The organism is Psychrobacillus sp. 05T411 (genome assembly GCF_056396485.1).
In genome coordinates this window covers 129,837-144,125 of record NZ_JBFTLO010000011.1, presented here as the reverse complement: position 1 = coordinate 144,125, position 14,289 = coordinate 129,837, and the positions used below count along the sequence as shown (strand labels likewise).

Here is a 14,289-nt window from a genome sequence, read left to right as displayed (position 1 = left end):
CAGTATCCCTATATGGCCTACAATATAAAAGGATGTGCAAATTTGCACATCCTTTTACTCATCTCTATGTAGGAATAGCAATATTAAATATTGTGCCTTCTCCTACTATACTMTCAACATCAATACTCCCATTTAACTTAACGATTGTTCCATACACCATCAGCATACCAAGACCAGTTCCTTCTTTGCTAAAGGAATAATAGGGCTTCCCAAGATGTAGTAGTTCCTCTTGTGTCATACCGATTCCATCGTCTGTTATTCGGATGACGATATTCTTTTCTTCCTCTTTTATGACAATAGAAAGAATACCTCCCTTGTCTTTCATGGACATGATGCCATTATTCAGCAAATAAAGCAAACATTGCTTCATTTGATTTTGGTCAAACTCTTTTTTCAAAGTATTAGAAAAAGAAAGATGGATTTCGACATTATGGGTGGTCGCATATGGTAGCAACATATCCTTTACACACTGGATTTCTTCCTTTAAATCCGAATAAATCATATGTTCTGACTGAGGCTTTKAAAATGCCAAATAATCATTTAAAATGTTTTCCGCTTGCATCACTTCTTTTAAAGAGTAATCGATATACAGCTGTTCTTTATTCGTATTTGTTTTAGAGGTAGCTAATAATTGTAGAAACCCTTTCATCGCAGTTAAAGGGTTTCGTAATTCGTGGGAAACGCTTGCTGAGAGCTCTCCCATAACATGTAGCTGCTCCGCCCAAAGGATGTATTCTCGCTTCTTTTTATTAGATATCATTTTTTCTATTAAAATTAGATTTATCGCCATCACACTTGCTTGGATTAATAATGCATAAAAAGCAAGCGTCCAAAATTCAGACGTTAAATTCCCCAAAAAAAGGGATAATGATACTAAATAAAATAAAACTACTAATACCGCACTGTATACACCAATGAGAATCCGCTTTTTTGAATGATACGCTTTAAAACGCTTAGCTACTAGCGGTAGCAGTATAAAAATAGTTGTTGCCATTAGGAAGGACTGAAGCGTACCTTCCCCACCTATTAAAAATCGCTGTATATTTAATAGAATATAAAGCGGGAATACGCCTTTATATCCACCGTATAACGCTACTATAGTAAATGGGATATATCGCAAATCATATAGTACTCCAGCTTCAAGAATAAAAGGATAACTCATACATAGGATCATCGAGAGCGAGAAAAAAAACAAGAAAAACAATCGTTCATATCGTCTTTCACTCATATCAAAAAAAACATTGATAAGTAACATTGGTAAAACAATAAATAAAATATTGACCAAAAAACTTTCTAGCATTTATTATCCTCCTGTCCCCCACATTTGGCATGCTGGAACTGAAAGATACTTTTACTTGTTACCCCGTTGATAATAATATTCGATGTAAACAAATATAAGTAATCCACACGATTTGTTCCTTTAATAATGAAAAAAGTATACCATATTTAGAATTTTTAAAAATGAGTGTTTTATCCCTATTTAGCACTTTGTTCCCTACCGATTAATATGCTATCCACGTTTCATCAACCGTATTGCTTGAATTGATAAACGAACGAGCAATACTGCACACAAAAATAATCCCACGTATGCGGCAGAATTCATGTACACACTATAGGGTTCTTCGATAATTTGACCAATTGCCAGAAGCGCAACTGAAATAAACCCAAAGGTAATACCAGCAAATAACAATACAAAACGAGAAAACAATTGTGTCACGAACAATGCATTGTGTTTATCGGAAAATACATCATGGTGCAAGGTAATTTTTCCACTTTCCACTCTTTGAATCAGTTTATCGACTCGTCTAGGAATTTTACGTAGTGCTGGTAGTAATAGGGCAAACTCTTCTTCTAATCGTTCTTTCGTTGCAATTGGCTCTTTAAACGGTTTTTTTAGCATATTCGTAATATAGTGCTTCGAAAAGTCTTTTGCTTCCGTGAACAAGTCAAAATCTGCTTTGATCAAATGTAAAGTCCCATCTAGCGTTATAAGCGAGCGTAGAGCAAGCCCGACCGATGGATAAAACGATAAACCGAAATCTCGGACAACAGCAAAGAGAGAATGAATAAGTTCCTCCGTTGGTATACGCTGAACATATGAAATGCGAAGCAAAATTTGAGCCATCGCCTGTTCCATTTTTAAACGGTCAATATGGTCATGCTCTTCCACAAGTAAGGTCATTGCATCATATAAAATATTCGCATCATTTTGTTGTATTCCCATGAGAAATAACTTAATCCCTTCTTGTTGCGGCTCGGCTAAACGCCCAACAGCACCAAAGTCCAACAAAATAGGATTACCATCATACTTGTCAATAAAGATATTCCCAGGATGCGGATCCGCATGGAAAATTCCCGAATAGAGCATCTGCTCAAAAAAAGAAAACAATACTGTACGAGCGAAATTTTCTCTATCTACATGTAAAGCTTCAAATATTGTCTCCTTACTAGTAATACTTTGTCCTTTCGCAAATTGCGACACAATTAATTGGCTATTACTATACTCTGTATAAACATATGGAATTTTCATCTTGTAGGAACTTTTTTTCAATGCAGTGGCTATTTGCATCGTGTTGCGCATTTCAATATCAAAATTTACTTCTTCGCGAAAGCTTGCCGCAAAGCCAGTTGCTAGTTCCCGAAAACCTAAACTTTCTGCCCACTTCGAGCGATCCGAAACCCATTGGGCAAACTGCACTAATATCGTTAAATCGTCCCGCATCATCTCTTTTACATCGGGACGCAATAATTTAACGGCCACTTCCTCATTATTTATCTTCAGTACTGCTTTATGTACTTGCCCAATCGATGCAGCAGCAATGGGCATCATATCAAATTTTGAAAACACATCTTCCATTTTATATGGCAAAGCTTTTTCTAAAATGCGTTTTACTTGCTCTTCCGAAAGGGGTTTGACGTTTTGCTGAAGTGTGCCTAGCTCTTGCACAAAAGCAGTTGGAAATAAATCATTACGAGTAGATAACACTTGCCMAAATTTGATGAATATTCCTCCAGATTCCTCAAGTGTATCTCGAAAAGCAATCGCCAATTCATGGTCATTTTCACGATGACGTGCATATTTAAGCGTACGCGAAATCCCATTTTTCATCGCAATTTGCATTACTTGCGCCAGCCTCTTTTGGCTCCTCCATTGATTCCGTAATCGTAAAATAGGTGACTTATGCCTAGTTAATCTTTCCCCTTTTTCCCCTATCGCAAGCGGATCAAACAATTCGAAAAACAAATACAGCAACATCGAAATGAGTAACATACTACCAATCCAAATGAGCGTCCTAATATCCATCAATACATACACATCATTCAAATACGCAGTATAACGTAAATAGGAGTACCAATATACAAATGACGTAAAAGCGACGCTCACGAGAACCGACATGATCCGCTTTATAAAGTTTATTTGCGATCCCATCAATCGCCCACTTACATAAAAGATAAATATTGAGATGGCAAGTACTTGAACGATCATTTTTACATATATCACAGCTCCCACATCCTTCCCTTTTCTTTTACCCATTTTCCATATTGGTGAATCAAACGTTTTAACATATTATGGCCAAATATTTAAAATACCTATCACCTCACGATGAGTAAAAAGCTATTTTCTATTGAAGTCATCCCTGTGATACACAACTTAGGTTCAATTCTGAATCTTGGTTTTTAATCTTACGAAGAATATCTACGGGAATTGTAATGGAATATTCGCCAAATCATTCGTAAAACCCTTTATTAGATTGCATCATCTAACACTGGTTCTTCTACCACAAAGTACCTGTATCTATTACATTTAATCTATAGTAATCTATGATAGTTCTACACTACTTTCAAACTAAAGGTGAATGAGATGAAATGAAAAAAGTACTTCATAGTATCATTATATTAATTTTATTAGTAAGTTTCGCGCCAACCAAAGGAGAAGCTTCTGGCAAATCACTTTCAGTTGGGACTGTTCAAATAGATAATGTTAAAGTATTAAGTTTGCCTAAACAAGGTTCAACCGTAATCACCACACTAAAAAAAGGAGAAGAATTTCCTATTCTGACTACAGTACCGGGAGATTTATCCCCTACCATTCTCCATACGGTCGTATCCGGAGATACTTTATGGAAAATTTCCCAAAAGTATAACATATCCATTTATGATTTGATTAAATTGAACCAATTGAGTTCTTCAACCATTCTTGTTGGACAAAAATTATTTATTCCCAATAATTACTTGCAAATTCAGTTGTTAGGCGGGCAAACAGGATGGATTCAACAGTCCAATATAAAACAAAAGAATCAGGAACGAATCGTTATGGGTTGGAAATATAATGGTGGAACAAAAAGTTATGCAGAGCAATTAAACCATGTCAATTTAAATGTGGTGTCGCCCCGTTGGTATACTTTAAGTAAATCTGGCAATTTTGTTTCCATTAATGCGGATACTAACTATTTGAAAGACGCACATAGTAAAGGTAAAAAAGTATGGCCATTATTTGGGAATAAATTTGATCCAGTATTGACAGATTTAGTATTAAATAATGCTAAAAACCGTCAGAAATTAGTGTCGGCTCTTAAGAACTCTTTAGTTCAAACGAAGAGTGATGGGATTAATGTGGACTTCGAAAACATTGATCCGAAAAACAAACAAGATTTTGTCCTTTTCATAACCGAACTCAAAAAAGCTCTTCAGCCACATAATATTAAAGTCTCTGTTGATGTTACAAGAGAAAACATCGATCCATTCTGGTCAGGCAGCTTAGATCGGAAAAAGCTAGGTGAAGTTGCTGACTATATTGTTATGATGGGTTATGAAGAACATTGGGCAACTAGTCCAATAGCAGGTTCTGTAGCTTCTATTCCATGGACTAAACAAGGTGTGGAGCTTTTAATGAATGAGGTACCCTCCCATAAAATCGTATTAGGAGTACCATTTTACACGAGAGAATGGGTAACTAATTTAACAACGAAAAAAGTAATAGGGATCGACCGCACAATGACGGAAGTTAAGCAAATCGTTTCCTCAAAAGGTCTAAAAAAGATTTGGGATATAAATACGCAGCAGAATTATGTAGAGTACACTGCAAATGGAGAGAAACACCAAATTTGGTTGGAGGACAAACAATCGATTCAGCTTCGTATTGACTTAGCCAACCAATATCAATTGGGCGGTGTAGCAGCTTGGTATATTGGTTCTGAAACAACAGATATTTGGGATGTATATCATTTCAATAAATAAATGTTACACACGATTCAATGATAATTTAGTATTGCTTTCAAATGCCTCTTGCACAGGACATATTCGAGCTAGTGATTTGTTTTTTTGTATAAATAGGATAAACTTAAACGTAGAATAAAAAGACCGAGTGCTGTCAACACTCAGTTAAAGCAATCACATGCCGCAAAAATAGCGGCTGACCATCATAAAGTGTTTTGGAAATAGCTATCTTCCTTAGTCGGCAGGGTGGCTATTTCTTTTTTGTAAAGGTAGACGACTACACTTGTTATTAGTGTAAGTACCTCTATTAGCACTAAGTTAAATTGTGCAATTAAACTAAATGCCTCATACGGGAGTTCAGCCACCACCGTGCTTTATGTGAGTAGCTATTCCTAAGTTTATCAGTTTCATATATTAATTTTCATGAAATAACAGAGCCGTTCATCGTTACTTGAATTCCAAAACAATCCAGCATATATTGCTGCAAAGGGCCATTTTCAACTTGTATGAGGTAACAAATTAAAAAGTTTGAACCACCGTGAGTGCTTAAAATTAATAATCTGGGGTGGTTTATTAAACGCGGTATTTTCACTAATTTATTGTTTGAACAAGATGGTATGCGTCTCGATCCACAATTAGCGTAACATTATTATGCTTCCACAAAAAAGATGCAGGAAAATTCTTATCAATACTTTTTTCCAACAACCTTTTCACCGCTTTTGCTTTACTTTTTCCAGATGCTAATAAAATAATTTGCTCACTTTTTAATATTGTTTGGATTCCAATGGTAATTGCATACTTCGGAACATCGTTTAAGGACCGAAAGAATTGTGCATTGTCTTCTCTAGTAGATGTTTTTAGTTTTACTACATGGGTTGACCTATGTGGGTCGGTTCCTGGTTCATTAAAACCAATGTGACCATTTGTTCCAATTCCTAATATTTGTAGATTGACTGGACCTACACTGTTAATTATCTCTTCATAACGCATACATTCCTCTTCAGCGGAACTTGGTTTGCCGTCAGGAATAAATGTATTTTTTATTGCTATATCTATATGTTTGAATAGCTTCTCAGACATGAATGTATGATAACTCTCCGGGTGATTTTTTTCTAAACCTAAATATTCATCTAAGTTTATTGTCTTCACATTCTTATATGAAATGCCACGCGTGTTGTAACCACTAATCAGATTTTTATACAAACCAAGCGGGGTTGCTCCTGTTGCAAGTCCGAGTACTAATTGGTCATTTTCTTGAATTTTCTTTTCTACCAATCGTGCCGCTTGCTCACTAATTGCATTGTAATTATCGAGCACAATCACCTGCATAATTGTCTCCCCTTTGTATATGCAATATTCCCTCGACAAATGGTCACTTGAACATTCCATTCTTCATCTATAATGGTTAAATCTGCGTCTTTTCCCGATTCTATCTTGCCCTTATTTGACAGTCCTAGCTGTAATGCAGCATTTGTAGATGTCATCGCAACTAGCTCAGACAATGTACAGTCTGTTACCAGCCTCATATTTTTCGCTGCATTTTCCATTGTTAAAATGCTCCCGGCTAGTGTTCCATCAGCAAGCCGTGCATCCTCTTGAGTAACCACGACATCCTGTCCACCTAAATCATAAGTACCAGGTGCAAGTCCTTTTGCCCGCATCGCATCCGTTATTAAAATAATTCGACTTGCGCCCTTTTGCCGAAAAGCAAGTTCAACGGATTTCGGCGAGCTATGAATCAGGTCAACAATCATTTCAACCGTCAATTTTCTTTCCAAAAAAGCAGCCCCTACCACTCCAGGTTCTCGATGATGAAAAGGGCTCATTTGGTTGTATAAATGAGTCACATGTCTTGCTCCCGCTGTAACCGCTTTGCCAACTTTTTCTAATGTCGCATCTGTATGTCCGAGCGATGCAATGATGTTATTTGCAGTCAGTTCCTCAATAAAAGCAAGCCCGTTATCTATTTCAGGAGCTACTGTTACAAGTTTAATACGATTTCCACTCTGTTCTTGCCATTTTTTAAATAAGGAAAATGAGGCCGGTAGAATATATTCAATCGGTTGGGCGCCAGCCCTTTTAGATGAGATGAAAGGGCCTTCCAAGTGAATACCTAACATTTCAGCCTGCGCCTCGTCCGCAGTAAAAAGACTTGCATTCTGTAACGCTTTTCCAATATTTTTATCCGTTTGCGTCATTGTCGTTGCTAAAAAACTAGTCGTGCCTTCTTGAGGAAGTGCACTTGCCAAACCACTTAACGCTTCTATTGTTGCATCCATTACATCAAAGCCTGATGCACCGTGGATATGAATATCAATAAATCCTGGGACTAAGATCCACCCTTTACCAGCGGCATCAATGTTTGTATCCGCATTTTTTTTGATAGAAGTTGCAACTTCTATAATTTTTCCATTTTCCAAAAAAACGTCTCCAAAAATACTCTCTTTCGTCGAATCCGCGATTATAATATTTGATATTAATAAAGTTTTTCCCACAAATAGTCTCTCCTTATGAAAAAACCACAATGTAATTTTCTGAATGACTTCAGTAAATGGAATTTTTCTTCCTTTTATTTCATTAAGATAATACTTGCTACTCTACTAGCATAGGTTGAAGAGGTCCCAACCTATGCTGGTAGAGTGGCAATCTTGTGATGATTTCCTTTACAAACTTCTTAATCGGCAAGGAATAAATTACAACATCTTCTCTATAACCGCATTTGCAGTACTCTCTTTGTTAATACTCGATTCTTTTTTAGTTCGCTTAAAGTACTCAGCATAAAGAAGGTCCAATAAATATAGTTGTGATATTTTAGCTGATAAACTCCCACCTTGCAACGGACCTTCATTGGACCCACATAGTAGCGTAATGTCTGAGTAACTCGTTAGAGGAGATTTGGCAAATCTAGTTATGGCGATAATCTTTGCTCCTCTTTCCTTAACAACCTTTGCCACTTGAATGATATCTTTAGTCGAACCGGAATAAGAAATAAGCACAGCAATCTCATCTTTTGTCATTAATGAGGCTGACATTATTTGGAGATGAGAATCAATCGTACATTCTGTTTTATTTGTTATTCTCATAAATTTATTCTTCGCTTCCAACGCAGTCATTAATGATGCTCCGACGCCAAAGAAGTGGATTCTATTTGCCTTAATAATCATCTCAACAGCATTAGACACATCATTTATATTAATTTGATTATGTGTCTCGGTCAGTGCATTTACGTTTGCTGTTAGAATTTTGGACGATAATTCTTCAATTGTATCTTGCATCGTAATTTTACTCGAAAGTTGTGGCATTTCATCTTCTAAGGAAGTGTTATGAGCTAAAGCGATTTTAAATTCTTGATAACCTCTAAGTTTTAGTGTTTTGCAAAATCTGAATACACTTGATTCTCCTACATTACAAGCATCAGCCAAGTCGGTAATCGACATATATATCACATCTTTTATGTTTTCAACGATATAGTCGGCCACTTTTTTCTCTGTATTCGTAAAGGTATGGTATCTTGACTGAATTAGTGAAAGTATATCTATTTTGGTCATTAAGCTTTTCCCCCTAGTCATTCCTTGAAAAATGAAGCGATACTGCACCTAGTAATCCAGCTTTATTTCCAAGAGTAGCTCTCACTATTTTCACATCGGAGAAACTATCAATCATTAATTTTTTTACTTTATTTGTTATCAATACTAATAGCCTTTCTTGTTCCATCACTCCGCCGCCTATAATAATTGCTGGCGGATTAAAAATATGAATTAATGAAACTAAACCGTAGGCAACTTCATCCACCCAGTTATTCAGTACTTTTTCTAATTTCGTATCACCTTGTTCAAGACCTTCAAAAATCTTTCGCCCATTGACATATTTACTGTCTAGCTCCATCGCATTCTTCACCAATGCTCTAGTAGATCCGTACATTTCATAGCAGCCTTGATGTCCACAATTACATTTTTCTCCTCCAGGATGTAATATTAAGTGACCAAACTCAGCTGCAACTCCATTAAGACCTTTATAAATTGTAGAGTTAATGACAATGGCGCCCCCAATACCTGTTCCATAAGTTAAACAGAGAAAATCATTAAATTCCTTTCCCGCTCCGAAATACTTTTCCCCTAAAGCAGCCGCATTTACATCGTTTTCTACATTCACGGGAACATCGAACTTCGCTTCAAAAATACCCTTTATATTCATCCCCGAGTAATTTGGAATGTTATCATTCGCATAAATGATTGATCCTTCTTCACTATTTACTTGTCCAGCTGTACTAATAGCAATGGCATCAAGGCCTTTATAAGATTCTGCTATTACTTCAATCAAATTTTCGATTAAATGTGGTCCACCCTTTTTAGCCTCCGTATCAATCTCTTTAAACGAAGAAATATTCCCATGCTCATCGGATAGGCATATTTTAATCGAAGTTCCTCCAATATCTACTGCTACTATTTTCATTTACTTCATCCTACATACCTTATTTTATTGCCTCAATAAACCTTTTTGTAATATCCATAGGTCTTGTAATGGCTGTTCCAACAACTGCTGAGTAAACTCCAAGGTCGAATACGTGCTTAAGTTCCTCTGGCGTCCAAATACCACCTTCAGCAATGATTGGCACAGGAAAATCTTTCACTAATCTTTCCATCAATTGCATGTTTGGTAAGTTAACCTCCTGGGTGTAGTCTGTATAACCACTTAGCGTTGTACCAATGAAATCAAATCCTAATTCATAGGCGGTTTTTGCTTCTTCATACGTAGAGCAATCTGCCATGAATAATTGATCCTTATATTTATCTTTAATAAGGGGATAAACCTCGCTTATTGTTTTGCCATCAGGTCTTCTTCTCTTCGTAGCATCTATGGCAATGATATCTACACCTTCACGATACAAAAGATCTATTTCCTTAAATGTTGGGGTGATAAACACATCAGAGTTCTCATATACATTTTTAATAATCCCGATAATAGGCAAATCTACCGTTTGTTTAATCTCTCTAATATCCTCTACACTATTGGCTCTAATTCCCTTAGCTCCACCTTTCATCGCTGAATAAGCCATTCTCCCCATAATAAACGAACTGTGCATGGGTTCTTCGGGAAGTGCCTGACATGAAACAATAAGTTCCCCTTTTATTGATGCAAAAATTGCCTTTTTAGTTTTCATATTAATACAACTCCATGCTCATAAATTGCCAATGGGCTTTTCCACCATTTTTTATCTAGTTAAAATAAGTATTAAACTTTGTTGCGTACTTGCGTCCCATCAGTTTATATCCTTCTGCATTAGGATGAAGGCCATCTGGGAGTAAACTTTCATTTTCTGCACTCAGAATATCCAATCCATTCACATAGTAAATATACTTATCACCATTTCTCCTGAATATATCTACAATTTCCTCTATCAGTTCTCGCATTTCAATTAGAGTAAATCCAACCAAATTAGGAGTTTCTTCTCTAAATGTTCCGAAGATAGGAGAACTTAAAACAATTGGAACAGCTATATGCTTTTCCCGAATTATTTTAATAAATCCAATGATGATGGCTTGGAATGTTCGGTGATTGTAACTATTTGCACCGAAAATATTTATTCCCGCACATAGGGAAATGAAATCAACAGGCGTATCCCTAATTGTTCGGGCTATCATTGGCTCGTAATGGCATTGCCCACTATATCCCAGACAAATTAAATCAAGATCCAATTCACTCGCGGTAATAGCTGGCCAAGTTTTCGAAGGACTTTCTGCTGCAGTGCATTGAGTGATAGAACTCCCATATGTAATCCACTTCTTCCTTTGGGATGAATAAACATTCCAATTTGCTTCATCGGGAATATAAACATTTCTTAACGCTACTTTTCGTTGTTGCGACAAGTAAATTTCCACAAGTTTAGTGCTTACCGAAAGACCATCTACAGTCAAAGTTGTGTCCCCTGAATTCACAATAATTGTTTTCACGAATGCTTTATCTATCACAAGATCGAATTCAACTTCAGCTTCAGATACCGCGATTTCCACTGTTATGTTTGATGCGTTTGTTTCAAATGTTATTCGAACACCAGCAGGTATTTCTGCAGTTCCATTAAGTAGATTTGGCGTATAGAATTCTTTTTCTTCATGAAAAATTCGCCAAGGAATAGTAAATTCACCGTCTGTTTCGAGTGACAAGGCACCTCGTATTGTTTGTGAATTCAACAAAATAGGTTTCATTAGGACACCGCCTATTACGTATTTTTTTATGCTGAAGTAAACGATTTATTATGATTTCAACCAATCCAACGTAAATGTACCAAACCGAATATCCATGTTATTTAAATCACTATCATCATAGATATGTTCATAAATGACACCAATTTCGCCGTTTTGAAGGATCGTTAAGCAAGAATAATCAAAATAGCCGTCTTCAATCACTTTCTTATACGGCCAGGTTACCCCTCCATCCTCACTCAAGCGAACCGTACCTTTTGTTCGTTTATTTTCATTGGCTGGATTAGAGAATAATACCCGTACCTTGCCATCACATTGATCAGGATAAAGTATTACACTAGATTGACAGATTGGATCTAACAAAGTCATGTCAAATGTCACTTTCCCCCAAGTTTCGCCCCCATCCGTACTCTTCGCCATGGCAGTTCTTTGAAGTCCATAGTGATTTCTCATATAATATTTAAGATCTCCATTCGGCAATTCAATAACTTGAGATTCAGTTAAATACTGCTTCACATCAGAGATTTCTTTTGCGGAAAGAACTTTTCCATCCAGCTCTCTTCTATCATTTGGCGATTCACCTCTCTTCCAAGTAACACCATGGTCGTCACTATATATACATGCACATGATAAGTGACCCTCTTCATTGGAGAAGTAGATTGGAAACACCAAACGTCCAGCTTTTTCGCCATGTTTCAATTGTAGTCCACGCCCTGGACCAGATCCGATAAAGCGCATCCACTCTTCTTTCACGAATGGATTTAACTCCCTTGGTTCTGACCAGGTAAGTCCATCATCTTCACTTTGAATCATTTGTAAAAAAGATGTTCTCCCTTCAAGTAAAGTTTCATTTGGATCAATTCCTTTTTTATAATACATATTGCCACTTGGTTTACTGTCCTCGTAAACGTACCCTTGGGCATCAACTGTATAATTAGTTATTTTCTCCGTTGAATCATAAACCTTGCCGTCCTCGGACAGTAAATAAAGCATTCCGTCTTTGTCAAATAGTTTCCTACGTCCTTTTGCATCAAAACCAATCCCAGTTTCGCAAGTCCGAAGACCAATTCCACCTGGAGTATGACATAAAATCATAAAAATCGTACCAGTCACTTCATCTTCTAATAGAGCCGTATCAATAGCAGCCGCACCATCTAGTCCCTCTCCAGCAAAAGCAACAAGTTTTTGAATCGACCCCCATGTTTTTCCATTGTCATTACTTCGCCTAATCGCCGTTTCAATTTTATTAGGATTGTCCCTTTGATCTACTATCCTTGCATCAATTCCAACAATAATTGTCCCTTTACTCGTTGTTATCATTGATGGAATTCGATATGCTTTCGAACCAGCATAATTGGGATAGAAAATTGCTTGTGTTTCAAGTTTAGTCATAGTAGAAAACTCCTTGAATTTTACTCTTTATTATTGATTATACTTTTTCTTCAAGACATTTAAGAAACCGTCAAGTGCATATAATTTCGCTCTTTCAAAAGTAAATCGAATACAGAAAGGCTCATTACCTACGTCTGTTATTTGTTTGTCTTTAAACTTCATTGAACTCCAACCCGATGCGATAATTGGCTCACAATCCGCTATACCAAAACCTTCTATAGATTCTAATGAGTTGCGTTTTACAATTTCGTACTGAATGGACCCGCCTTCTTCTAAGTCAGCCAATATACTTAATTGTTCACCAAAGAAATTGAAAGCAGATGTTAGCACAATTGATTTGCTTGCTTCATTTTTAGGTGCGTAATAAGCAAATTTATCTTTTTCTATATAACCTCTTGCAAATGAAGTTTCACGGAAGTTCGTATGCTGACCATTACCACCCATATAATAAAAATAGATTTTATTATCAATTTCAACAGGTGTACTAGAGAAAATACATCCACAATCAAACTCACCAGTTGGATACTTCCCTTTTCCTCGCACTATAAAGTTCTCCTTAGGTGCAACAAACTCCCAGTTGTTCATATCGACTGAAAAGTTTAGTTTCAAATCAACCGTATCAAAATCATCATCTGAACGGTCACCTTCTTTATACATTGAAGGCAATCCTAGATAAATATTTTCATAACGGAAAATGGGCATAGAGTAAACTTGGGATTCAGATCCTTGACCTCTCGCTATTTCAACTGGTTTCGACCAATGAATAAAGTCTACACTTTCAGATTTGGCAGCGATCCTCAATCCGTTTTTCCAAATACGTGTAATCAAAATGAATTTCCGTGTCACAGGATCTCTAAAAAAATAATTATATGTATCTGCTTGAGGATTGAAGTTTGGCCACGGAATAGGTTCTCCAAAATGAATCCCATCCTTAGAATAGGCAACAGCCATAAAGTGGTTATCGTGAGAATACTCTATCTTTGTCAAGAGTTTGTATTTTTTCCTAGGGTCTGTCTCCTCCTCGTCTAAAAATACACAAGAACCATGTGCATTCCTAAAAATAATATTATTATCTTTACTTCCATTAAATTCGACCAATCCTAGATTCGGTTTCTCCCAATTGACTCCATCTTTTGAAAATGCATAACAGAATCCAGTAACTCTTTTTGAACTAGGTCGGTATTGCTTTCCAGGTCTTTTATCTAAAGGGGTTGATGCTGAATGATCATCTTTCAAAAATAAAGTATAATAGCATCGATAAATTTTTTCATGTGAATCATAAAATACATTGGGATAAGAATTATCGTAACGAACTTCCCAACTCTTTGATGGATTAGAAAAAAACTCCTCAGTAAAAAGCGGATTATTCACTTCATCTTTTTGAATCGTATTCAAACGCATTTCAACATTATCACCATAATGGGAATTTACAATTCCAGAGTCTAGGAATAAATACTTGGTCGTTTTATGCATCTCAATA

General features: G+C 36.4%; 11 protein-coding genes. 1 reads left to right on the top strand and 10 read right to left on the bottom strand.

Features of this window, described 5'->3' with window-relative positions; genetic code table 11:
* Positions 1-64: 64 nt before the first annotated feature.
* Both AC1DFT_RS11530 and AC1DFT_RS11525 read right to left on the bottom strand, forming a co-directional pair.
* A complete protein-coding gene (locus tag AC1DFT_RS11530) occupies positions 65-1,300 on the bottom strand; it encodes an ATP-binding protein (protein WP_477919341.1) in 1,236 nt (411 codons plus the stop codon).
* A 210-nt stretch (positions 1,301-1,510) separates the two neighbouring features.
* Positions 1,511-3,502: an ABC1 kinase family protein gene (locus AC1DFT_RS11525; protein WP_477919340.1), complete on the bottom strand. Its 1,992-nt coding sequence runs from the start codon at positions 3,500-3,502 to the stop codon at positions 1,511-1,513.
* A 365-nt stretch (positions 3,503-3,867) separates the two neighbouring features.
* Here AC1DFT_RS11525 and AC1DFT_RS11520 point away from each other — a divergent pair, with 365 nt between their 5' ends.
* A complete protein-coding gene (locus tag AC1DFT_RS11520; protein ID WP_477919339.1) occupies positions 3,868-5,238 on the top strand; it encodes a glycosyl hydrolase family 18 protein in 1,371 nt (456 codons plus the stop codon).
* Between the two features lie 570 nt (positions 5,239-5,808).
* On the opposite strand, the gene nagB is transcribed toward AC1DFT_RS11520, so the two are convergent.
* The 8 genes from nagB to AC1DFT_RS11480 all read right to left on the bottom strand — a co-directional run bounded on the left by nagB (position 5,809) and on the right by AC1DFT_RS11480 (position 14,282).
* Positions 5,809-6,546 (bottom strand): glucosamine-6-phosphate deaminase, encoded by a 738-nt coding sequence (gene nagB / locus AC1DFT_RS11515; protein WP_477919338.1) that lies wholly within the window; start codon positions 6,544-6,546, stop codon positions 5,809-5,811.
* Entirely contained in the window at positions 6,537-7,712 is a 1,176-nt protein-coding gene (nagA, locus tag AC1DFT_RS11510; protein ID WP_477919337.1) for an N-acetylglucosamine-6-phosphate deacetylase, read from the bottom strand. Before nagA ends, nagB begins: the two co-directional genes overlap by 10 nt.
* A gap of 198 nt (positions 7,713-7,910) precedes the next feature.
* Positions 7,911-8,765 carry a MurR/RpiR family transcriptional regulator gene (locus AC1DFT_RS11505; protein ID WP_477919336.1) on the bottom strand — a complete coding sequence of 285 codons (855 nt, stop codon included), beginning with the start codon at positions 8,763-8,765 and terminating at the stop codon, positions 7,911-7,913.
* 13 nt (positions 8,766-8,778) lie between these two features.
* Entirely contained in the window at positions 8,779-9,669 is an 891-nt protein-coding gene (locus tag AC1DFT_RS11500; protein WP_477919335.1) for an ROK family protein, read from the bottom strand.
* 19 nt (positions 9,670-9,688) lie between these two features.
* Positions 9,689-10,378 carry an N-acetylmannosamine-6-phosphate 2-epimerase gene (locus AC1DFT_RS11495; RefSeq protein ID WP_477919334.1) on the bottom strand — a complete coding sequence of 230 codons (690 nt, stop codon included), beginning with the start codon at positions 10,376-10,378 and terminating at the stop codon, positions 9,689-9,691.
* Between the two features lie 55 nt (positions 10,379-10,433).
* Positions 10,434-11,420, bottom strand: coding sequence for an SGNH/GDSL hydrolase family protein (locus AC1DFT_RS11490; protein WP_477919333.1), 987 nt, complete (start codon positions 11,418-11,420; stop codon positions 10,434-10,436).
* Between the two features lie 48 nt (positions 11,421-11,468).
* A complete protein-coding gene (locus tag AC1DFT_RS11485; RefSeq protein WP_477919332.1) occupies positions 11,469-12,809 on the bottom strand; it encodes a sialidase family protein in 1,341 nt (446 codons plus the stop codon).
* Positions 12,810-12,839: 30 nt separating this feature from the next.
* A complete protein-coding gene (locus AC1DFT_RS11480; protein ID WP_477919331.1) occupies positions 12,840-14,282 on the bottom strand; it encodes a hypothetical protein in 1,443 nt (480 codons plus the stop codon).
* Positions 14,283-14,289: the final 7 nt, after the last annotated feature.

What these genes read in the sequence shown, in the direction of transcription:
- AC1DFT_RS11520 (WP_477919339.1), top strand. Translation starts at nt 3,868, where the DNA reads ATGAAAAAAGTACTTCATAGTATCATTATATTAATTTTATTAGTAAGT.
- nagB (WP_477919338.1), bottom strand. Translation starts at nt 6,546, where the DNA reads ATGCAGGTGATTGTGCTCGATAATTACAATGCAATTAGTGAGCAAGCG.
- AC1DFT_RS11505 (WP_477919336.1), bottom strand. Translation starts at nt 8,765, where the DNA reads ATGACCAAAATAGATATACTTTCACTAATTCAGTCAAGATACCATACC.
- AC1DFT_RS11500 (WP_477919335.1), bottom strand. Translation starts at nt 9,669, where the DNA reads ATGAAAATAGTAGCAGTAGATATTGGAGGAACTTCGATTAAAATATGC.
- AC1DFT_RS11495 (WP_477919334.1), bottom strand. Translation starts at nt 10,378, where the DNA reads ATGAAAACTAAAAAGGCAATTTTTGCATCAATAAAAGGGGAACTTATT.
- AC1DFT_RS11490 (WP_477919333.1), bottom strand. Translation starts at nt 11,420, where the DNA reads ATGAAACCTATTTTGTTGAATTCACAAACAATACGAGGTGCCTTGTCA.
- AC1DFT_RS11485 (WP_477919332.1), bottom strand. Translation starts at nt 12,809, where the DNA reads ATGACTAAACTTGAAACACAAGCAATTTTCTATCCCAATTATGCTGGT.
- AC1DFT_RS11480 (WP_477919331.1), bottom strand. Translation starts at nt 14,282, where the DNA reads ATGCATAAAACGACCAAGTATTTATTCCTAGACTCTGGAATTGTAAAT.